Annotated in this window: 14 protein-coding genes; 7 read left to right on the top strand and 7 right to left on the bottom strand. The window is 64.6% G+C overall.

Features of this window, described 5'->3' with window-relative positions; translation table 11 throughout:
• Nucleotides 1-115 precede the first annotated feature (115 nt).
• The 3 genes from rimM to rplS all read left to right on the top strand — a co-directional run bounded on the left by rimM (nucleotide 116) and on the right by rplS (nucleotide 1,962).
• Nucleotides 116-631, top strand: a complete 516-nt coding sequence (rimM, locus tag ACVOLI_RS16890; RefSeq protein ID WP_481615302.1) for a ribosome maturation factor RimM — start codon at nucleotides 116-118, stop codon at nucleotides 629-631.
• A gap of 5 nt (nucleotides 632-636) precedes the next feature.
• Complete coding sequence (gene trmD / locus ACVOLI_RS16885) at nucleotides 637-1,416, top strand: tRNA (guanosine(37)-N1)-methyltransferase TrmD (RefSeq protein ID WP_481615301.1); 780 nt, start codon at nucleotides 637-639, stop codon at nucleotides 1,414-1,416.
• 135 nt (nucleotides 1,417-1,551) lie between these two features.
• Complete coding sequence (rplS, locus tag ACVOLI_RS16880) at nucleotides 1,552-1,962, top strand: 50S ribosomal protein L19 (protein WP_057626601.1); 411 nt, start codon at nucleotides 1,552-1,554, stop codon at nucleotides 1,960-1,962.
• Nucleotides 1,963-2,485: 523 nt separating this feature from the next.
• Here the strand turns inward: rplS and ACVOLI_RS16875 are convergent.
• The 6 genes from ACVOLI_RS16875 to ACVOLI_RS16850 all read right to left on the bottom strand — a co-directional run bounded on the left by ACVOLI_RS16875 (nucleotide 2,486) and on the right by ACVOLI_RS16850 (nucleotide 9,772).
• Nucleotides 2,486-4,285, bottom strand: a complete 1,800-nt coding sequence (locus ACVOLI_RS16875; protein WP_481615300.1) for an MFS transporter — start codon at nucleotides 4,283-4,285, stop codon at nucleotides 2,486-2,488.
• Nucleotides 4,286-4,419: 134 nt separating this feature from the next.
• Nucleotides 4,420-5,532, bottom strand: a complete 1,113-nt coding sequence (gene nagA, locus ACVOLI_RS16870) for an N-acetylglucosamine-6-phosphate deacetylase (RefSeq protein ID WP_481615299.1) — start codon at nucleotides 5,530-5,532, stop codon at nucleotides 4,420-4,422.
• The gene (locus ACVOLI_RS16865; RefSeq protein WP_282270845.1) at nucleotides 5,529-6,311 is read right to left on the bottom strand and encodes a DeoR family transcriptional regulator; all 783 of its coding nucleotides are present in this window, start codon (nucleotides 6,309-6,311) and stop codon (nucleotides 5,529-5,531) included. The genes nagA and ACVOLI_RS16865 overlap by 4 nt, the downstream gene beginning before the upstream one ends.
• Nucleotides 6,312-6,337: 26 nt before the next feature.
• On the bottom strand, nucleotides 6,338-7,672 hold the full coding sequence (locus ACVOLI_RS16860; RefSeq protein WP_481615298.1) for a D-tagatose-bisphosphate aldolase, class II, non-catalytic subunit: 1,335 nt from the start codon (nucleotides 7,670-7,672) through the stop codon (nucleotides 6,338-6,340).
• A 2-nt stretch (nucleotides 7,673-7,674) separates the two neighbouring features.
• Nucleotides 7,675-8,625, bottom strand: a complete 951-nt coding sequence (locus ACVOLI_RS16855; RefSeq protein WP_481615297.1) for an ROK family protein — start codon at nucleotides 8,623-8,625, stop codon at nucleotides 7,675-7,677.
• Nucleotides 8,618-9,772 (bottom strand): SIS domain-containing protein, encoded by a 1,155-nt coding sequence (locus ACVOLI_RS16850; protein ID WP_481615296.1) that lies wholly within the window; start codon nucleotides 9,770-9,772, stop codon nucleotides 8,618-8,620. Before ACVOLI_RS16850 ends, ACVOLI_RS16855 begins: the two co-directional genes overlap by 8 nt.
• 316 nt (nucleotides 9,773-10,088) lie before the next feature.
• Here ACVOLI_RS16850 and ACVOLI_RS16845 point away from each other — a divergent pair, with 316 nt between their 5' ends.
• From ACVOLI_RS16845 to ACVOLI_RS16835, 3 genes are all read left to right on the top strand, one after another.
• Nucleotides 10,089-13,451, top strand: coding sequence for a TIM-barrel domain-containing protein (locus ACVOLI_RS16845; protein ID WP_481615295.1), 3,363 nt, complete (start codon nucleotides 10,089-10,091; stop codon nucleotides 13,449-13,451).
• Nucleotides 13,452-13,574: 123 nt separating this feature from the next.
• A complete protein-coding gene (locus ACVOLI_RS16840) occupies nucleotides 13,575-16,550 on the top strand; it encodes a TonB-dependent receptor plug domain-containing protein (protein ID WP_481615294.1) in 2,976 nt (991 codons plus the stop codon).
• A gap of 115 nt (nucleotides 16,551-16,665) precedes the next feature.
• A complete protein-coding gene (locus tag ACVOLI_RS16835) occupies nucleotides 16,666-18,021 on the top strand; it encodes a Gfo/Idh/MocA family protein (protein WP_481615293.1) in 1,356 nt (451 codons plus the stop codon).
• Nucleotides 18,022-18,152: 131 nt separating this feature from the next.
• Here the strand turns inward: ACVOLI_RS16835 and ACVOLI_RS16830 are convergent, their stop codons facing one another.
• Nucleotides 18,153-19,607: an MATE family efflux transporter gene (locus tag ACVOLI_RS16830; protein WP_296252250.1), complete on the bottom strand. Its 1,455-nt coding sequence runs from the start codon at nucleotides 19,605-19,607 to the stop codon at nucleotides 18,153-18,155.
• Between the two features lie 106 nt (nucleotides 19,608-19,713).
• Here ACVOLI_RS16830 and ACVOLI_RS16825 point away from each other — a divergent pair, with 106 nt between their 5' ends.
• The gene (locus ACVOLI_RS16825; protein ID WP_481615292.1) at nucleotides 19,714-20,130 is read left to right on the top strand and encodes an RNA-binding S4 domain-containing protein; all 417 of its coding nucleotides are present in this window, start codon (nucleotides 19,714-19,716) and stop codon (nucleotides 20,128-20,130) included.
• Nucleotides 20,131-20,256 lie beyond the last annotated feature (126 nt).

The following is a 20,256-nucleotide window of genomic DNA, read 5'->3' as shown; positions in this document are numbered from 1 at the left end:
CCCCCCCCCCACACCCCCACCCCCCCCCCACACCCCTACACCCCCCCCCCCCCCCGCCCGCCGCCGCGCCCCCGCCCGCCGCCCCCCCCCCCCCCCCCCCCCCCCCGACTGCTATATGAAGAAAGATATCGAGCGCCGGATCCTGCTGGGCAGGGTTGCCGGCGTTTTTGGTGTGCGCGGCGAACTGAAGCTTGAGTCCTGGACCGAGCCGCGTTCCGCCATTTTCAAATACCAGCCCTGGATCCTGCGTACCCCTGCGGGGCAGGAATCCGAGCTGACCGGTGTGCGTGGCCGTGATTCGGGCAAGACCCTGGTGGCGAACTTCCCGGGTGTGACCGACCGCGACGTGGCTGAGGCCATGCGCGGGACCGAGATCTACGTTGCCCGCAGCGCCTTGCCGCCGCCGAGCGCGGACGAGTATTACTGGGTCGACCTGGAAGGCCTGGACGTGCAGACCGTCGAAGGCGTCAAGCTGGGTATTGCCTCGCATCTGTTCAGTACCGGCTCCAACGACGTGTTGGTTACCCGTGGCGACCGTGAGCGGATGATTCCGTTCGTGATGGGCGACTTCGTCAAATCCGTGGATTTCGACGCCAACCTGATCGTGGTCGACTGGGACCCGGAGTTCTAAAGCCTGTGCGTGTAGACGTCATCAGCCTGTTCCCTGAATTCCTTGCCCAATCGGCCGCGCTGGGCGTGGTCGGTCGTGCGCAGGAGCGGGGCCTGCTGGAGCTGCATGGCTGGAACCCGCGCGACTATGCCGAGGGCAATTACCGCCGGGTGGACGACCGTCCCTTCGGTGGCGGCCCGGGCATGGTGATGCTGATCGAGCCCCTGCGTGCCGCCCTGGCGGCAGCGCGTGCGGCCGATCCGACGCCGGCACCGGTGATCTACCTGAGTCCGCAGGGCAGGCCGCTGGACCAGGCCAAGGTGCGCGAGCTCGCGGCCTTGCCGCGGATGATCCTGCTCTGTGGTCGCTACGAGGGCGTGGACGAGCGTTTCCTGGCGGGCGAGGTGGACGAGGAGATCTCCATCGGCGATTACGTGCTGTCCGGCGGTGAGCTGGGTGCGGCGGTGATCATCGACGCGGTCACCCGCCTGCAGGACGGTGCTCTGAACGACGCCGAATCGGCGGTTCAGGACAGTTTTGAAGGCGATGGCCTGCTGGACTGCCCGCACTACAGCCATCCGGCCAGCCACGCGCTGGGGGATGTGCCGGACGTGCTGCGTTCCGGCAACCACGCCGCCATTGCCGCCTGGCGTCGTCAGCAATCCTTGCTGCGCACCGCGTTGCGTCGCCCGGACCTGCTGGACGAGGCCGGCCTGAACAAGGCCGACCGCAAGCTGCTGGCCGAAGCCCGGCAGGCGCTTGCAGATTCGTTCAAACAAGCTACTGGCGCCGAGGGCGAACAGTAAGTTAGAATTACGAGTTCCCGTCGGCTGAATGGCTTGACGAGGAGCCAGAACAATAACGTGCAGCGCAATCCGGCGACTGTATGAGCCTAAGCTGTCGATACCGACACGCCCACCCCGAACAATCGGTGTAACCCAATGAGCAAGCTGAACAAGTCCATCGTCGCGGAATTCGAATCCGCCCAGATCACCCGCGAACTGCCGAAGTTCAGCCAGGGCGACACCGTCGTGGTGAACGTGAAGGTCAAGGAAGGCAACCGTGAGCGCGTGCAGGCATACGAAGGCGTCGTCATCGGCACCAAGAATGCTGGCCTGAACTCCGCTTTCACCGTGCGCAAGATCTCGCACGGCTACGGCGTCGAGCGCGTCTTCCAGACCCACAGCGCCATCATCGACTCGGTCGAAGTGAAGCGTCGCGGTAAGGTTCGCGCCGGTAAGCTGTACTACCTGCGTGGCCTGGAAGGCAAGGCTGCCCGCATCAAGGAAGATCTGGCTGCTGCCCAGCAGGCCAAGGCTGCTCGCCTGGCTGCCAAGGCTTCCGCCGAGTAATCCCGCCAACAGGCCAAGCCTGTTTGCAGCAACGGCCACCTTCGGGTGGCCGTTTGCGTTTGTGGGGCTGGGTGGAGGTTGAAAGCTGGGGATGCTTTGGGGTTCTCAAGCTTTTAGGTTCTCAAGCTTTAAGGCTTTAAGGCTTTAAGGCTTTAAGGCTTTAAGGCTTTAAGGCTTTAAGGCTTTAAGGCTTTAAGGCTTTGAGGCTCAGAAGCGTAGAAGCCCCCTCATTCGCCCTACGGGCACCTCGCTCCGCGCCCCGGCCCTGCGTAGCACGCAGGGCGTACGAACAGTCACGAGCCTTTGGCTCGTGAACGCCTGTTCTTAACCCCCCAAGCGGGAGAAGGGAAGGCTGGGCTTCGTCGGTTCTGGTGGTTGGCCGCGCATAGCCATGCCTGAGCGCGAGCAATGCGTCAGTTCCCAGTGATGTCTGCTTTCCCTTCTCCCGCCTGCGGGAGAAGGTGCCCGGAGGGCGGATGAGGGGGCTTTTGATTCCTGCTTTGGCGTGTAGCTCAACCGCCACTCAGCGGAAATGCGCCTCGATCTGCTCCAGCGTCTTGCCCTTGGTTTCCGGCAGCCAGAACGCGGCGATCAGGAAGAAGGCAAACGTGCATGTCGCCCAGAACAGGAACATGCTCGCGTAGCCGTAATGGCCCACCGTCGGCAGGAACACCGCCGCGATCGTGGTCGACACGAACTGGTTGATCAGCAGCGCGATGCTCATGCCGTTCGAGCGGATGCGGTTTGGCATCAACTCCGACAAGGCCAGCCACACGCACACGCCGGGGCCGACCGCGAAGAACGCAACGAATACCAGGATGCAGGCCGCCACCGCCCAACCATGCGAAGCCGGCGGCACCGCGCCGATCCATGCCTGTTCGATGCGCAACGGCGCATTGGCAGCGGCGCTCGGGTCCGGGAACGGATTCAGGTGCAGGCTGCGGAAGAAACGGCCAATCACGCTGTCGGCATGCACGGTGCTGGAGCGCTCGATCAACAGCTGCTGATCGCTGGGGTTGTCACTGCGCAGTGAGCGCACATCGCTGAAGCCGCCATAGCTCCACGACACCGTCAGCTGCGACGGTTGCCCGTCGCGATTGCGGGTACCGGCCAGCTGATGCCATTGCGCCGCATCCAGCTGCAGCTGCAGGCCATCTGCCTGCACCGCGCGCTGCAATACCTGCTGCACATCGGCGCGGCCCTGCTCGGCCTTGAAGAAAAGCATCGCTGCCGCCAGCAGGGCAAGACAGATGCCGCCACTGCCGATCATCAACAGGAACTTGCGGCCCTTGCGATCCACCAGGAGCAAGGCGACCAGCGTCATGATCACGTTGAGCAGTTTGATCGCTACATCCGCGCCGTTCGCAGCGGCACCGGGCAGACCAGCCTGATTGAGGATGTTGACCGCGTAAGCGAGGATCGAGTTGATGCCGGTGGCCTGGGTGAAGGCCAGCACCAGGCAGGCCAGCACGAACGGCACCATGTAGCGGCGGCTGAAAAGCCGGTCGCGCTCGCCTTCGGCTTTCGCGATGACTGGATTCTGGATCTGCGCCAGCGTGGCTTCCACCTGTGACGGCGGCAGCGTGGCCTGCAGGCCGCGACGTGCGGCATCGATGCGACCGCGACGTGCCAGCCAACGCGGTGATTCATTTAGCCAGAACAGGCCGATGCAGAACACCACGCCCGGCAGCAGGCAGGTCCAGAAAATCGTGCGCCAGGCCTGGTCCTTCACCGCGAACAGATGCTGTGCCTGCTGCACCAGGGGCAGGTTGCGCACCGACTCGGTTGCTGCATCCACCGAATGCGCCTGGTACAGGCCAATCAAGGCGGCCAGCACCAGCCCAACAGTCAACAGCAGCTGGAACATCGCTGCGCCGCGACCGCGCCGTTCGGGTCCCAGCACTTCGGCCAGATACAAAGGCACCACCACGCCGATCAAGCCACCGCTGATGCCTTGCAACAGGCGTCCAAGCAGCAGCGGCGTATAGCCGGAGGCCAACGCCATGATCGGGATGCTGGCGGTGAACAGCACACCAGCGAGCATCATCGCGCCACGGCGGCCGATCAGGTCGGCAATCATGCCGGCGAACAGCGACGACAACACGCTGCCCAACAAGACGGCCGCAACCACGAAGCCCATCTGCTGGCTGCTGAGCTGCCAGGCATGGCTGGCGGTGGCTTCCAGATAGGGCAGGGCGCCGGCAATGATGCCGATGTCGATGCCGTACAGCAGGCCACCAAGACCGGCGATGAAAAGGAGATAGCGCACGGGCCAACGCGGCGCGGCGTCGCTGGCGGGCACGGCAAAAGTGGTGTCGGTCATCGGCGCGTTCCTGGGGCAAGATTTTGTAGTGCCGAGCCAAGCTCGGCTGCACTTCGTTCCGGCGTATGCGCTGCCGGATCGCGCCGCGCATCCGCGCGGTTTGCCGAGCATGGCTCGGCACTACGTGGAGCGGATCAGCTTGGGTCGATCGGGTTGCCGGCTATCCATACCTGTTGCAACTTCAATTGCGGGTCCAGCACCACCATGTCCGCGCGCAGGCCCGGCGCGATGCGGCCGCGGTCTTCCAGGCCCAGGTAATCGGCCTGGATGGTGGAAACACGTTGCGAGGCGTCGGCGAGTTCGAGGCCGACATCGACCAGATTGCGCAACGCCTGGTCCATGGTCAGTGCGCTGCCGGCCAGCGAACCGGTTGAAAGCCGCACGCAGCCCATGCACTTGTGCACGCGCTGCTCGCCCAGCGCGTATTCGCCATCGGGCATGCCGGTGGCGGCGGTGGCATCGGTGACGGCATACAGGCGCGGGATCGCGCGTACCGCCATGCGGATGGCACCGCGATGCACGTGCTGCAGGTCGGGAATCAGTTCGGCGTATTCGGCATGCGCCAAGGCGGCGGCAGCGATACCGGGCTTGTAGTGGTCAACGCCGGTCATGCCGTTGAACAGATGGGTAAAGCCGATCGCGCCCGCCTGCAATGCGGCAACCGCATCGTCGTACGTGCCGGCGCTATGGCCGATCTGCACGCGGATGCCCATCGCTGCCAGCGCTGGAATCAAGGCGGTGTGCTGGCCGATTTCCGGCGCGATCGTCAGCACCTTGATCGGGGCCAGGGCATGCAGGTGCTGCACCGACTCCAGCGTTGCTTCCAGCGTGCGTGGCGGCTGTGCGCCCAAACGCTGCGGGCTGATGAAAGGGCCTTCCAGATGCACGCCGATGATCTGCGCGGCATCCGCATCCGGCGTCGCCATCACCTGCGCCACACCGCGCAATGCGTTCTCGATCTCGCCGTACTCGGCGGTCATGGTGGTGCCGAGCAGGGTGGTGGTGCCGTAGCGGGCATGGGTGTGGGCGATGCGGCGGGCGACATCGCCGCCCTGCATCAGGTCCACGCCCGCTGCGCCATGCACATGCAGGTCGATGAAGCCGGGCAGGATGATCGGCAGATCGCCGCCATCACCCGCATGGTCTTCCACCTCCAGCCTGCGCAGCTGCTGGTCGAAGTGGACGTGGCCGCGGCGCCAGCCCAAGGGAGTGAGGATGCGGCCGTACAGGCTGCGGGTAGCGGTCATAGCGGTGGCTCGGCGGTGATCACTTCGATGCCCTGGCGCTGCAGTCCCTCGCGGGTGGCATCGTCGATGCCGGTATCGGTGATGATGGCGTGGATCTGGTCGAGGCGGGCGATGCGGTGCAGGCTGACGCGGCCGAATTTCGAAGCGTCGGTCAGCACCACGATGCGCCGTGCGCGTTCGACCATGCGGTGATTGAGGCGGGCTTCCGCTTCGTCGTGGGTGGTCAGGCCGAACTGCAGGTCCAGACCGTCCACGCCAAGGAACAAGGTGTCGAAGCTGTAGGAGGTGAGGCTGGCCTCGGCCTGGCTGCCCTGCAGCGACAGCGACTGCTTGCGCAGCAGGCCGCCGGTCAGCAGCACATTGACCGCCGGTGCATTGGCCAGCTCCCAGGCGATGTTCAAGCCGTTGGTCATCACCGTGACATCGCGGTGATCGCGCAGATGCCGGGCCAGGGTCATGGTGGTGGAGCCGGAGTCGATGATGATGTTGTCGCCGGGTTGCACCAGCTGCGCGGCGCGCATGCCGATGGATTCCTTCAGTGACAGGTTCAGCGCATCTTTCTCGTGGATGTCCTGTTCCTGCGGTGGCATGCGCACCAACGTCGCGCCACCGTGGGTGCGCGTGGCCAGGCCCTGGGCCTCGAAGTGGCCCAGGTCGGTACGGATGGTCACCGCCGACACGCCGAACTGGTCAACCAGTTCGGCAACCTGCACCGAGCCCTGGTCGATCAGGCGTTGCAGGATCTGCTGTCGGCGGGGACGGGTATTGCGCATGGTCAGCTCTCGTGTGCGTTTGAAAGCGGAGATTAACCGTTCGCAATGTTTTGGGTGCGCAAACTTTCGCTTTGCTTGCGCGTACCTGCCTGATTGGCGCTGCAGGCGCGCGCGTATTCGCCCAGACACTGGCCGACGCGATGCTGCACCAGGGCGGCGGGAGTTGCGGCCAGCTGGCCCTCGCGCACGGCCACGTACTGGCCGGGCAGGTATTGGCTGAGCAGCACCAGCGGCGGGGTGTGCTGTTCCAGGTTGGCGAACAAGGTCTGCACCGCCTGCAGCAGCTCCGGTTCGCCCCAGTAATAGCGGCAACGGTCGCTGAAGGCGTAGGAGCGCAGCAGGCGCAGCGTGGCTTCGTCGCCGTGGTAGTGCGCCTGCCAGTTCTTGGGCTTGGCCAGCATCACCTGCTCCAGCACCTGCGGCAGCTTCGAGCACTGTGCGGCAGGCAGCAGTTCGGCTTCGATCGCGGCGAGTGCGAACAAGGCTTCGCGGTAGGCGAAGGTCGCGGCCGGGCCGACCTTGAGGATGGCGAAGTGATCGCGCACCAGCGCATGCAGGCCGGACTCACGCTGGTAGTCAGTGGAGTGCGCTTCGAACACGATGCGCGGCTGCTGTTCGAGGAAATCGGCCAGCTCGCTGGCAGCGGCGGCGTCGTATTCGTGCACGCTGCTGTGGTCGAAGTCCACGCCCGGCTGCACCACCATGGCAATCACGCGCTGCCAGGCATCGTGCAGTTCCGGTGTGTCGAAGGCACACTGATGGATGGCCAAGGTCTGCGCGGCAGCGGCCGGCGTGGTCACGGCCAGGCCGCCTGCCAGCGAGGCTTCGCCACCGGGGATCGGCACTTCGGTACCGATCACATAGACCGGCGGCGGCAGGTCATTGGCCTTGGCGGTGGCTTCGGCAATCGCTGCCAGCTCGGCCGAACGCGCGGCGACGGTAGCATCGGGTAACGGGGTCGGATCGTCGGCGCAGGACATGCTGCAGTCGAGATGGATCTTGTGGAAACCGGCGGCGACATAGGCTTCGATCAGTACGCGCGCATTGGCCATCGCCTCGGCGGCCGGCTGCTTCTGCCAGACGTTGGGACCGAGGTGATCGCCGCCCAGAATCAGTTGCGCCCGCGGGAATCCTTCTTCATCGGCCAGTGCTTCCACGTAGGCGCGGTACTGCGGCGGGGTCATGCCGGTGTAACCGCCGAACTGGTCGACCTGGTTGGAGGTGGCTTCGATCAACAGCACGGTGCCGTGCTGCGCGGCCACGTGCATGGCCGCGCGCAACACCTGTTCGTTGCTGCAGCAGACGCTGTACAGGCCGACGTTGTGGCCTTGGCGATGAGAGGCAAGCAGGGATTGCAGCGGTGACATGGTCAAGCTCCGGGAATCAGGTAAGCGGGTTGGCAGGCGAGCAGGGCGGCGCCACGGGCACCGCCGGCATCGCCGAAGCGCGGTGGCACGATGGGCGGCACTTCCACGCCGTTGAACAGGTGTGCGGCGATGGCCGCGGGCAGCTGCTGGTAGAGCGGCGCGTACTGCGACAGACCGCCGCCGAGCACGATGACGTGCGGGTCCAGCGCAAGGATCAGCGCGGCGAAACTGTGGCCGAGCAGGTCGCGGTGGATGTCCAGCGCCTGCATGGCGCGGATATCGCCAGCTTCGGCCTGGGCGATGACTTCGCTGGCGTTGGCCGCATTGCCGCCAAGATGGCGTTCAATCATGGCCACGCCGCTGCCGGAGACATAGCGCTCCACGCAGCCGCGCAGGCCGCAGCCACACTCCAGCAGCGGCAAGCCATGCCGTTGCAGCAGATTGGCTGGCACGCTCCAGTGGCCCCATTCGCCGGCCAGACCGTTGAAGCCGCCGACCAGCTTGCCGTGCAGGCAGTAACCGCCGCCGGCACCGGTGCCGAGGATGGCGCCGAACATGCTGGCGTAACCGTCAGCAGCGCCGCCGTGTGCTTCGGACAAGGCAAAACACTGCAGGTCGTTGCCGAAATGCAGTGGCCGTTGCAGGCGTGCCTGCAGATCGATGCTGACGCATTGGCCGGTCAGCGCCGGTACGTTGGCACTGAGCTGGCGGCCACTGCGACGCTCGCGCACGCCGGGCAAGGCGATGCCGATGGCCTGCGCGCGTTGGCCGAGTTCTGCATCGGCATCTGCAACCAGCGTTTCCACTGCCTGCAGGAAGCCGTTGTAGTCGCCTTGTGGGGTGGCGATGCGTTTGCGCCACGCGACCTGCAGGGCGGCATCGCAGGCCACCAGTTCAATCTTGGTACCGCCAATGTCGATGCCGTAACAGGCCGGGGCGCGGGTATCAGCCATGGTGGATGGTGACGCCCTTGACCACGCGGTTGACGGTGCCGTCCGGGAACGGATTGTCGGGCGTCAGGCCGAGTGCGGCCGAGCGCTGCAGTGCGTACAACTGGGCGAACGGCAGCCATACCGGCGCCAGCCAGCTGTCAGGCAGGGCGGGCACGGACAAGGTGTAGTCGTCGTGGATGCCAAGGTCCGAATGCGGGCCGATCGACAATACCTTGCCGGCAACGCCATCACCGCGCAGTTCTTCCAGCAGATCCTGTTCGTAGCGACGCGACAGCGGTTCGGCGCTGCGCAGCACGACGACCAAGGTTTCATCATTGAGCGTGGACTTGGGACCGTGGCGGAAACCCAGCGGGGTGTTGGCCAGTGCCAGCACGCGGCCGGCGGTGAGCTCCAATACCTTCAGCGCTGCCTCACGGGCCAGCGCTTCCAGCGGACCACTGGCAAGGTAGATCACCCGGTTGTACGGCTGCGCAGCCAGTGTGGCGACTGCTGCATCCCAGTTGGCCAAGCCCTGGCGCGCGAGTGCGGCAACCTGCTGGATGCGCTGTACGCGCTCGGCCCACGGCGCGCTGTCGAATACGGTCAGTGCGGTCAGCAGCATGCAGCTCAGGCTGCTGGTCATGGCGAAGGCGCGGTCGCAGCTGGCGGCCGGCATCAGCAGCGTGCAGGTGTCCTCGCGGCCGGCGCCACGACGGGCCAGTTCGCCGTCGGCATTGCAGGTGATGTCGAGGAAGCGGGAATCGTCGACGTCGGCGCGGACGCGGTCGACGGCGGCCACGCTTTCCGGGCTGGAGCCGCTGCGGCCGAATGACACCAGCAGGGTCGGGCGGTCGCGCTGCAGGTACAGCGCCGGGTGGGTGAGCAGGCTGGTGGTGTGCACGGCACGTACTTCGGCCGGCCACTGCGCGTTGATGGTGTCGGCCACCATCTCGGCGATGAAACCCGAGCTGCCGGCACCGGTGAAGATCACCCGCTGGCGCGGATCGGACAGGCGCTGCCCGAGGAAGTCCTGCAGGCGCGTGCTGGCCTGTTGCAGGTCCAGGGCAAGGGTTTCCCATAGCGCAGGCTGCTGGGCGATTTCGGTAGCGGTATCGGCTCCGCCCAGGCGCTGCCAGGCGGTCAGATCGTGAAGCAGGGTGGCATCCATGTGTGATTCCTGATTGGCCAGCGCACCATCTTTCTTTTCTTTCGAAATGTCAAATACCGAAAGCAAAACGAAAGAAATTGTTTGATTCGACTTTGCTTGCTTGAGAATCGTCCGAAGCGAAAGGTTTCCCGGGGAACCCTTTCACAGCAGTGAATACGCTCAGCTGCGCGATGTGAAAGTTGGTGCTGTGCACCATCTTTCGATTGCAAGAAATCTTACTTATCTTTTGCTTTCATTTTGTTGACATCTTTCGATTTCCTGCCCTAGAGTCGGCGCACTCGGTTTCGAAACGCCCGTTGAACGGGTTGGAGGCAAGGTGGAACACTGCGTTCGTCAATCGCCGCTGCTGCTGGCGCTGCTTTCGGCCTTGTTGTTGCCGGCAGTGACCGCACAGGCCGAGCCCATCGGCAATCTGCGCTCCGTCACCGCCAGCGATGGCCGCGACGGCGTGCGTGCCTGGGACGTACGCAGTGACAACGGCAGCACCCTGCGCATCGAGGTGCTGGCCAACGACATCGTGCATGTGCAGGCCGGCCGCAACGGCAAACTGACCGGTGCCGGCGACAAGGCCGCGCCCATCGTGCTGCCGCAGCCCGTGCAGCAGGTGCAGGCGCAACTGGAAGAAGACGCGCAGGAAATCCGCGTGCGTACCCCGGCGCTGGTCCTGCATGTGCAGCGGCAGCCCCTGCAGCTGCGCCTGGAGCGTCTGGACGGCGGCAAGCCGGTGTCGCTATGGCAGGAACAGCAGCCGCTGGATCTGAGCGCCGAGCAGAGCGTGCAGGTGCTGTCCTCGCAGGCCGATGAAGCCTTCTACGGTGGCGGCCAGCAGAACGGCCGTTTCCAGTTCAAGGGCCGCGAACTTGAGGTTTCCTATTCCGGTGGCTGGGAAGAGGGCGACCGCCCGAGCCCGGCGCCAATGCTGCTCAGCTCACGCGGCTGGGGCATGTTGCGCAATACCTGGAGCGACGGCAGCTATGACCTGCGCCAGCCGGACCAGGCCACGCTGCTGCACCGCGAAGACCGCTTCGATGCCTATTACTTCGTCGGCAATGATCTGCAGCGGCTGCTGGAACGCTACACCCAGCTGACCGGCCGGCCGAACATGGTCGCGCGCTGGGCGCTGTCCTACGGCGATGCCGATTGCTACAACGACGGCGACAACATCAAGAAGCCCGGCAGCGTGCCCGAAGGCTGGAGCGATGGCCCCACCGGCACCACCATCGACGTGGTCAACAGTGTTGCCGCCAAGTACCGCGAAAACGACATGCCGGGCGGCTGGATCCTGCCCAACGACGGCTACGGCTGCGGCTACAAGCAGCTGCCGGAAACAGTGCAGGGCCTGGCCAAGTACGGCTTCAAGACCGGCCTGTGGACCGAGAACGGCGTCGACAAGATTGCCTGGGAAGTCGGCAAGGCCGGCAGCCGCGTGCAGAAGCTGGACGTGGCCTGGACCGGGCAGGGCTATCAGTTCGCGATGGATGCCAACCGGCAGGCCTTCGACGGCATCCTCGACAACTCCGACTCGCGTCCGTTCCTGTGGACGGTGATGGGTTGGGCCGGCATCCAGCGCTATGCGGTTGCATGGACCGGTGACCAGAGCAGCAGCTGGGACTACATCCGCTGGCACGTGCCGACCCTGGTGGGTTCGGGCCTGTCGGGCATGGCCTATGCCAGCGGTGATGTCGATGCGATCTTCGGCGGCAGCGCCGAAACCTTCACCCGCGACCTGCAGTGGAAAACCTTCACTCCGGTGCTGATGGGCATGTCCGGCTGGTCGTCGAACGCGCGCAAGCACCCCTGGGCCTTCGATGAGCCCTATCGTTCGATCAACCGCGACTACCTCAAGCTGAAAATGCGCCTGACCCCGTATATGTACGGGCTGGTGCATGACGCCGCGCAGAGCGGCGCGCCGCCGGTGCGTGGGCTGATGTGGGACAACCCGCAGGACCCGCACGCGCAGGACGAAACCTACAAGTACCAGTTCCTGCTCGGCCGCGATCTGCTGGTCGCGCCGGTGTATCGCAGCCAGGCCGCAAGCCGTGGCTGGCGCCGTGACATCCATCTGCCGGCTGGCGGCTGGTACGACTATTGGGATGGCCGCCATCTGCAGGCCGGTGCTGCAGGCAAGCAGCTCGACCGCCCGGTCGAACTGGCGACGCTGCCGGTATTCGTGCGCGCTGGAGCGATCCTGCCGATGTATCCGGAGATGCTGTTCGACGGCGAGAAGCCGCTGGATGAGGTGACCTTCGATCTGTATCCGCAGGGTGAATCCAGCTACACCTTGTACGAAGACGATGGCAGTACCCGCCGTTACCAGAAGGGTGAGTCGAGCACGCAGCAGATCCGCGTGCAGGCACCGGCGCAGGGCAGTGGCCCGGTGCAGGTGGAGATCGCGCCGGTACAGGGCGAGTATCAAGGTCAGTTGGCGCAGCGCCGTTACGGCCTGCGCGTGTTGAATCGCAGCGCACCGACTGCCGTGCAGCTGGATGGCCGCGCGCTGCCCAAGCTGGCTGATGCCGCTGCATTGCAGGCAGCCAGTGAAGGCTGGTACTTCGATGGCAAGGAGCGCAAGGGCACCCTGCACGTGCGTACCGCCAGCCAGGACATCCGTGCGCCGTTGAAACTGCAGCTGGATTTCCCGGTCGCCGCCGCACTGGCTGACGACGCTTTCCCGAACGCACCGGAGCTTGGCCGCGCGCTGCCGTCCGACAGCCTGTTGGTGGTCAACCGCCCGGCCGAAGAACCCGGCCATCCGCTGGAAAATGCCCTCGACGATGATCCGGCAACCTGGTTCCGCAGCGTGCGCAACCAGGCCATCCGTACCGGCGCCCACGAGTGGGTGGTGGGCTTTGGCGAACGCAAGCTGATCGACGGCATCGAACTGGCACCGCGCAATGACCAGCACTGGAAGCATGGCCAGGTGCGTGACTACGAAATCTACATGGCCGACAGCAATGGTGAGTGGGGCAAGCCCATTGCCAGCGGTCACCTGCAGCTGAAGCAGGAACTGCAGCGCATCGACTTCCCAGCCCACGCCGGCCGCCTGCTGCGCTTCCGCGTGCTCAGCGTGCAGAACCCCGACGGTGACGGCGCAAGCGGTGCCGATCCGATGGTGACCGCAGCGCAGGGCAGCACCGCGCGTGCGGTGGATGCACTGCAGCCGCGCGATGTTGGCCCGATTGCACTGTCCACCTTCCATATCCTCGAGCAGCAAACGGCCGAGCGGCCGGCGCGGCAGCAATACCTCTCCCAGCTGCCGCTGCCGGCCGGATTGGCCACCCAGGTGCATGCCGATCGTTCGTTCGCTGCGGCAGTACCGATGCGCATGAACGGCCTGCAGTTCCGCCGCGGTCTCGGCGTCGGTGCGCAAAGTCGCATCGACATGAGTCTGAAGGGGCAGTGGAAAACGCTGCGCGCCGACCTCGGCGTCGACGACCAATGCCGTCAGGCCGGCGGCCTGCAGTTCCAGGTCTGGGGCGATGACCGCCTGCTCTATGACAGCGGCTTTGTGAAAGCACCGGGTGTGGTCAAGCCCGAGCTCGACATCCGCGGTCTGTCCAGATTGAGCCTGCGCACCTTGGGTGCGCAGGGTAGCCAACCGTCCCAGGTCTGTGCCAACTGGGCCAATGCCGTACTGATAGGCGAGGAGGGCGATTCCGCCGACATCCTCGCGCCATGACCCACCCGTAACACCGCTCCTCCCACCGGATTACCCCCGGCTACGGTCCAAGAACCGTGGCATGGGATCGCTTTGCCCGCCAACTGCTGTTTTTTTGCGTGCCCTTGCCAGGAGAGAACCCCGATGTTGCCAGCCAACCGCAGTGCCAAACGCTGTTTGCAAGCTCCACTATCGTTGGCTGTCGCCAGCGTGCTGTTCGCCATCGCCGCACCTGCCTTCGCGCAGGACAAGGCTGAAAAGGAAAAGGACAAGACCACCGAGTTGTCCCGCATCGAGGTCACCGGTTCCAACATCCGTCGCACCGATGTGGAAACCGCATCGCCGGTGCAGGTGATCAGCAAGCAGGACATCGAAAACATGGGCGCGCGCACGCTGTTGCAGGTGCTCGACAATCTGCCAGCGGCACGACCGGGCCAGGTTGATTCCAAGTCCCTGTTCACCGGCTCCGACGGCGCGTCGCAGGCCAACCTGCGCGGCCTAGGCGCTCAAGGCACGCTGGTGCTGTTGAATGGCCGCCGCCTGTCGTACTACGGCGCACCGGCTGGCTTCCAGACCCAGTTCGTCAACATCGATGCTATTCCTGCCGCCGTCATCGAGCGCATGGAAGTGCTGACCGATGGCGCCTCGGCCGTGTACGGCACCGATGCGGTGGCCGGCGTCATCAACGTCATCACCAAGAGCAGCTACCAGGGCCTGGAAGTCAGCGGTACCTGGGATACCGCCTCGCGCTTTGATTCCTTCGGTGAAAAGCAGGCCAGCGTCACCGGCGGTTTCGGCGACATGGCCGAGGATGGCTACAACGTCTATGCCAGCGTCAACCTGTATGAGCGCGACGGTATTCCGGACAGCGAGTGGTACCTCAAGCACCCGGGCCAGTTCTACGTCAACAATCCGGACTACATCAAGAACCTGCGGCTGGACACCGGCAGTGCGCCGGGCGTGTTCAACCCCGGCTATTACTACGCCATCGATCCGGTCACCGGCGTGCGCAAGGACGAGGCTGCACCGGGCTGCAACAACGTGCTGCAGGTCAGCAGTGGCACGCGCTGCATCTGGCAGACCTGGATGAACCGGCAGATCAACGGCGGCGCGGATTCCAAGCGCGTCACTGCCTACGTCAATGGTCATTACCAGCTCAATGACAGCACCGAGGCATTCGCCGAAGTCACCTATACCGACATCGATCTGCACGCCAATGGCGGTACGCCGCGTGCTTACGGCACCACCACCGGCAATCCGCAGAGCTGGTTCTCGCGCAACACCGGCAATACGGTCAACCAGTTCCTGACCCCGTGGCTCGGCCCGAACAACGAATACAACCACGCCAGCCCGGAGTTGAAGGCGATGAATGGCGGTGTGGTTGGTTTGGGTTACCTGCTGCAGGACGTCGGCGGTGGCCACTTCGGCCAACGCAATACCGACGACAGCTACCGTGTGGTGGCAGGTCTGCGTGGTGCTGCCGGCGACTGGAACTGGGAAACCGCGTTCGCCACCGCAGGTTCGCACTCGGTCACCTACCAGACCACCAACGTCAACCTGAAGGGCTTCGAGAAAGCCTTCGGTCCGTACACCATCGATCCGGGTACCGGCCGCGTCATCATTTCCGATCACCCGGCCTACAAGTTCGGCGAGATCAGTGAAGCCAACGCGGCGCTGATCCGCGAAGCCTTCCCGACCTTCGACATCGAGTCGTGGACCCGCCTGCACACCCTGGACGGCAAGATCGAAGGCCCGCTGTTCAACATGCCGGCCGGCGAAGTGCGCGCGGCGTTCGGCTTCAATGCTACCCGCGAGACCTTCTACACGCCGGGCAACCCGGATGCCGCCAACGGTCTGATCACCCAGCAGGGCGGCTCGTGGTTCGACGGCAAGCGCAACACCTACGCGCTGTTCTCCGAAGCCGTGGTGCCGCTGACTGAAAAGCTCGAGATGGACCTGGCACTGCGCCTGGACAAGTACCCGGGCTTCAGCGCCAATGCCGCGCCGAAGATCGGCCTGAAGTACCAGGCACTGCCGCAGCTGATGCTGCGTGGTACCTATTCGGAGGGCTTCCGCGCACCGAGCCTGGCTGAAGCGGGTAGCGGTGGCGTGTATGCGCAGATCGGCGGCTACCGTGATGAGGTCCGTTGTGCGGAAACCAATGCGATCGCCGGCCTGCTGCGGCAGTCCAACCGCGTCGTCGACAAGGACCTGGGCAACAGCCTGTGGAACAGCGATTGCAGCCGCAACGTGGCGCGCATGACCCAGCCCAACCAGGACCTGAAGCCGGAGAAGGCAAAGATCGCGACGCTGGGTGTCGTGCTGGAGCCGACCGATTGGCTGTCGGTGTCGGCCGACTACTGGTTCGTGTACCGCCGCGATGAAATCGTTGCACCGGACTACAGCAAGGAAGAAGACATCGATTCGATGACCCGCTTCCCGATCACCGAGTCCGACAGGTCCAACCTCGCTGCGCTGGCCGCCATGTGCAGCGACCCTGCCAGTGGCGTGACCTGCCCGGGCACCTTGCCGGGCTATAGCATCGGCAACGTGGCCAGCGTGATCGGCCAGTACAGCAACCGTGGCCGCACCCTGATCGACGGCTTCGACGTGGACCTGCGCAGCCGCTTCGACCTGGGTGAATGGGGCCGCCTGAACATCGGTGTGGCCGCGACGATTGCCAACCGCAACATGTACAACTCCGACAACGGTGACGGCTGGTACTACGGCAACGTGGTTGGCTACTACAACAACCCGAAGGTGCGCGCCACGTTCAACACCAACTGGACGTATGGCAACTGGGATACCGGCTTCTACGTGAACTATGTCGGCGGTACCAAGTGGGCCTATGACCGCATCGATGCGCAGGACAACAACGCCCAGACCTGCACCGGTAGCTACCTCGATCTGGCCCCGGGCCATTGCGGTGGCGCACCGGCATGGTGGACGGCCAACCTGAGCGTGAACTGGCGTCCGATCGAGAAGCTGAGCGTTGGTGTGACCGTCAAGAACCTGTTCAACCGCCTGCCGTTCTACGACCCGAACGACTGGATGAACTTTGCCGGTTACGCCAACAACTTCGGCCGCATCTACAGCGTGACCGCGACCTACAAGTTCTGATCACCGCAGCACCGCTTCCCCCTCATGCATTGCATGAGGGGGAAGACAGTGACACCGTCAGCACGGTCGCGGCACGCCTGCCATGACCGGCACGACCCCTGAAAGAGGAAACACAATGAAGCGTAGGGAATTCATCATGGCCAGCGCGGCCCTGGCCGCCACCAGCCTGCTGCCGAACACGCCGGCCTGGGCACGTGGTCGCAAGGTGCGCCTGGGCGTGATCGGCACCGGCATGCGTGGCCAGGTACTGTTGAAGGAACTGGTACGCCGCGACGACGTCGAAGTGGTTGCCCTGTGCGACATCGAGCCGATCATGCTCGGCCGCGCCATGGACATGGTGTCCAAGGCCGGCAAGCCGGCACCGCAGGCCTATGGCGCCGACCGCGACCAGAACGCGTGGAAGCGCCTGCTGGAGCAGCGCGGCCTGGATGGCGTGATCATCGCAACCCCATGGGAGCTGCATGCACCGATGGCGATCGCGGCGATGCAGGCCAAGGTCGCGGTGGGCTGCGAAGTGGTCGCTGGCATCACCCTGCAGGACCATTGGGATGTGCTCAATGCCCAGCTCAGCACCGGCACGCCGTACATGCTGCTGGAGAATGTTTGCTATCGCCGTGACGTGATGGCCGCGCTGCAGATGGTGCGTCAGGGCCTGTTCGGCGAATTGGTGCACCTGCAGGGTGGATATCAGCACGACTTGCGTGGAGTGAAGTTCAACTCGGGTGATCCGTCGCAGCCCTATGACAGCGGCGTGGAGTTCGGTGCCAAGGGCTGGTCGGAAGCGCGTTGGCGTACCGAGCATTCGGTCGAGCGTAATGGCGAGCTGTATCCCAGCCACGGCATCGGCCCCTGCGCGATGTATACCGGCATCAACCGCGGCAACCGTTTCACCCATATCAATGCCTTTGCCAGCAAGGCGCGCGGGTTGCACGAGTACACCGTTGCCAAGAGCGGTGGCACTACGCACCCGAGCACCAAGGTCAAGTTCAAGCTCGGCGACATTGTCACCACCACGCTGGCCTGCGAGAACGGCGAGACCATCCTACTGCAGCACGACACCTCGTTGCCGCGCCCGTATTCGATGGGCTTCCGTGTGCAGGGCACCAAGGGCCTGTGGATGGACGTCAACCACGGCATCCACATCGAAGGCCGCAGCCCGCCGCACCAGTGGGAAGAGTTCAAGACCTACCAGGACCAGTACGAGCACCCGCTGTGGAAGCAGCATGCCGATACTGCTGCCAGTGCCGGCCACGGTGGCATGGACTGGTTCGTGATCCACGCCTTCGTGGAAGCATTGAAGGCCAAGGCTCCGATGCCGATCGACATCTACGACGCCGTGACCTGGAGCGCGATCACCCCGCTGTCCGAGCAGTCGATCGCCAACAGCTTCCAGACCCTGGAATTCCCGGATTTCACCAAGGGCCTGTGGCAGCAGCGCAAGCCGATCTTCGCCTTCGACGGCAGTTATTGATCAGCCGTGTTTCTGCCCCCTCCCTTGCGCCGAAGGCGTAGGGGAGGGTTGGGGAGGGGTTGAGCTTTCAGGCCCTTCCAGCAATGCCAGCTTCGCGGCTGACGCCGCTCCCACAGCTCCCACAATGCTGACTAGCGCTCCAATTCCACGTCCGGATCCGCCACCGGTGACGGCGGCGTCGCCGGCACTTCCGCCGGGGTGGCCTGCGCTGGCTTGTCCAGGATGGTTGCCTTGCGCCAATTGCCCCAGCGGTAATAGGCCATGATCATCAGCATCGAGCATAGCGCACTGACCGGGAAGCTCCACCAGATCGCATCGGCACCAAAACGTGGCTGCAGCCAGAGTGCGAACGGCACGCGGATGCCCCACATGCCGATTGCCAGGATCAACAGCGGCGGCAGCACCGCGCCGGTGGAACGAACCACGCCGGACAGCACGAAGTTGACCCCGAAGAACAGGAACGACCACACCGCGATGTGGTTCAGGTGGCGGCCGATCTCCAGCGCCTCGCTGGCGGCAGGCAGGAACAACGCCAGGGTGCTGCGATCAAACAGGATGATCGGCGCGATCAAGGCACCGGTCAGCAGGAAATTGAACAGCACGCCGGTGCGCGCGGTGGCTTCCACGCGTGGCCAGAGCCCGGCGCCCACGTTCTGCGCGGCCATCGTCGAGCAGGCCGCGCCAATGGCCATGGCCGGCATCTGCACATAGGTCCACAACTGCATCGCCGCGCCATAGGCCGAGGCGGTTTCCACGCCGTAGCCATTGACCATGCTGATCATCATGATCATCGCCAGCGAGATCAGGATCATCTGCAGGCCCATCGGCACGCCCTTGACCACCAGCGCCTTGAGGATGACGGTGTCGATCTTCAACAGGCCGATGTCCTTGCGTCCCAGCCACAGCATGTGTCGCTTGTTGCGCAGGTAAAGCATCAGCCCGGCCAGTGCCAGGCCCTGCGAGAAGAAGGTGGCCCACGCTGCGCCAGCAATGCCGAGTTCCGGGAACGGACCCACGCCGAAGATCAGCAACGGGTTGAAGGCGATATCCATCAACACCGCCAACAGCAGGAAGCGGAACGGCGTGCGCGCATCGCCGGCGCCGCGCAGGGCAGCGGTAATGAAGGCGAATGCATACAGCAGCGGCATCGCCAGGAAGATCACCTTCAGATAGGCGTCGGCCATTGGTAGCGATTCGGCCGGTGTGCCCATCGCCAGCAGCAGGCGGTGCGAGAGGAACCAACCCAGCACCGCGATCAGCGCAGACAGGCTGATGAAGAAGGTTGCACTGGTGCCCATCACGCGCCGCGCCTGCGGCAGGTCCTTGGCGCCGATGGACTGGCCGATCAGGATGGTCGCGGCCATGCCGATGCCGAACACCGAGCCGATCAGGAAGAACATGATGTTGTTGGCGTTGGCCGTGGCGGTCAGCGCTGCCTCGCCGAGGAACTTGCCGACCCAGATGGCATTGACCGAGCCATTCAGCGACTGGGCGATGTTGCCAGCCAGGATGGGGAGCGCGAACATCAGCAGGCTGGTCCCGATTGGACCTTCGGTCAGCGAACGGGTTTGCTTGGGTTTCGACATGGACAACGTTGTCGGGATCGGGGCAGGCACACTAGCATCTTGCAGGTGAGCGCGGCGGTGGCAGGTATCACCGCTTGGGCGGCAACAAGGGAGTCATGGCAACGCGATGAGTGGTGAAGTCGTAGCGGTAGCAAGCATTCGTCTTGATGTGTGGCTGTGGGCCGCACGTTTCTTCAAGACCCGCAGCCTGGCCAAGCAGGCGGTGGAGACCGGCAAGGTGGATGTGGAAGGGCAACGCCCCAAATCGTCCCGCGCCATCCGCCTGGGCGATGCGCTGCGGGTGCAGCGTGGCGATGAGATCTTCGAGATAGCGGTACGCGGACTCAGTGACAAACGCGGCTCGGCGCCGGTAGCGCAGGCCATGTACGAAGAATCGGCGGCCTCGAAACAGGCGCGACACGAAGTGCACCTTCGCCGCGCCGCCGAACGCACCGGCTACCAGGCCCCGGAGCACAAGCCCGACAAACGTGCCAGGCGTCTGATCCGCGCCCTGGGTGACCTCGACGCGCTCCCACACCTGTAGTGTCGAGCCTTGCTGGGCAAGGGGCTCTACCGGCAATACCAGACCTGTAGTGCCGAGCCATGCTCGGCAGGGGCTCTACCGGCAATACCAGACCTGTAGTGCCGATCCATGCTCGGCAATGGGCCC

The organism is Stenotrophomonas sp. STEN029 (assembly GCF_056760015.1).
This window is presented reverse-complemented; position numbering and strand designations above follow the sequence as displayed.

Excerpts from the sequence above, each read along its gene's own strand:
- rimM (WP_481615302.1), top strand. The coding sequence starts at position 116 with ATGAAGAAAGATATCGAGCGCCGGATCCTGCTGGGCAGGGTTGCCGGC.
- rplS (WP_057626601.1), top strand. The coding sequence starts at position 1,552 with ATGAGCAAGCTGAACAAGTCCATCGTCGCGGAATTCGAATCCGCCCAG.
- ACVOLI_RS16875 (WP_481615300.1), bottom strand. The coding sequence starts at position 4,285 with ATGACCGACACCACTTTTGCCGTGCCCGCCAGCGACGCCGCGCCGCGT.
- nagA (WP_481615299.1), bottom strand. The coding sequence starts at position 5,532 with ATGACCGCTACCCGCAGCCTGTACGGCCGCATCCTCACTCCCTTGGGC.
- ACVOLI_RS16860 (WP_481615298.1), bottom strand. The coding sequence starts at position 7,672 with ATGTCACCGCTGCAATCCCTGCTTGCCTCTCATCGCCAAGGCCACAAC.
- ACVOLI_RS16855 (WP_481615297.1), bottom strand. The coding sequence starts at position 8,625 with ATGGCTGATACCCGCGCCCCGGCCTGTTACGGCATCGACATTGGCGGT.
- ACVOLI_RS16850 (WP_481615296.1), bottom strand. The coding sequence starts at position 9,772 with ATGGATGCCACCCTGCTTCACGATCTGACCGCCTGGCAGCGCCTGGGC.
- ACVOLI_RS16840 (WP_481615294.1), top strand. The coding sequence starts at position 13,575 with ATGTTGCCAGCCAACCGCAGTGCCAAACGCTGTTTGCAAGCTCCACTA.
- ACVOLI_RS16835 (WP_481615293.1), top strand. The coding sequence starts at position 16,666 with ATGAAGCGTAGGGAATTCATCATGGCCAGCGCGGCCCTGGCCGCCACC.
- ACVOLI_RS16830 (WP_296252250.1), bottom strand. The coding sequence starts at position 19,607 with ATGTCGAAACCCAAGCAAACCCGTTCGCTGACCGAAGGTCCAATCGGG.
- ACVOLI_RS16825 (WP_481615292.1), top strand. The coding sequence starts at position 19,714 with ATGAGTGGTGAAGTCGTAGCGGTAGCAAGCATTCGTCTTGATGTGTGG.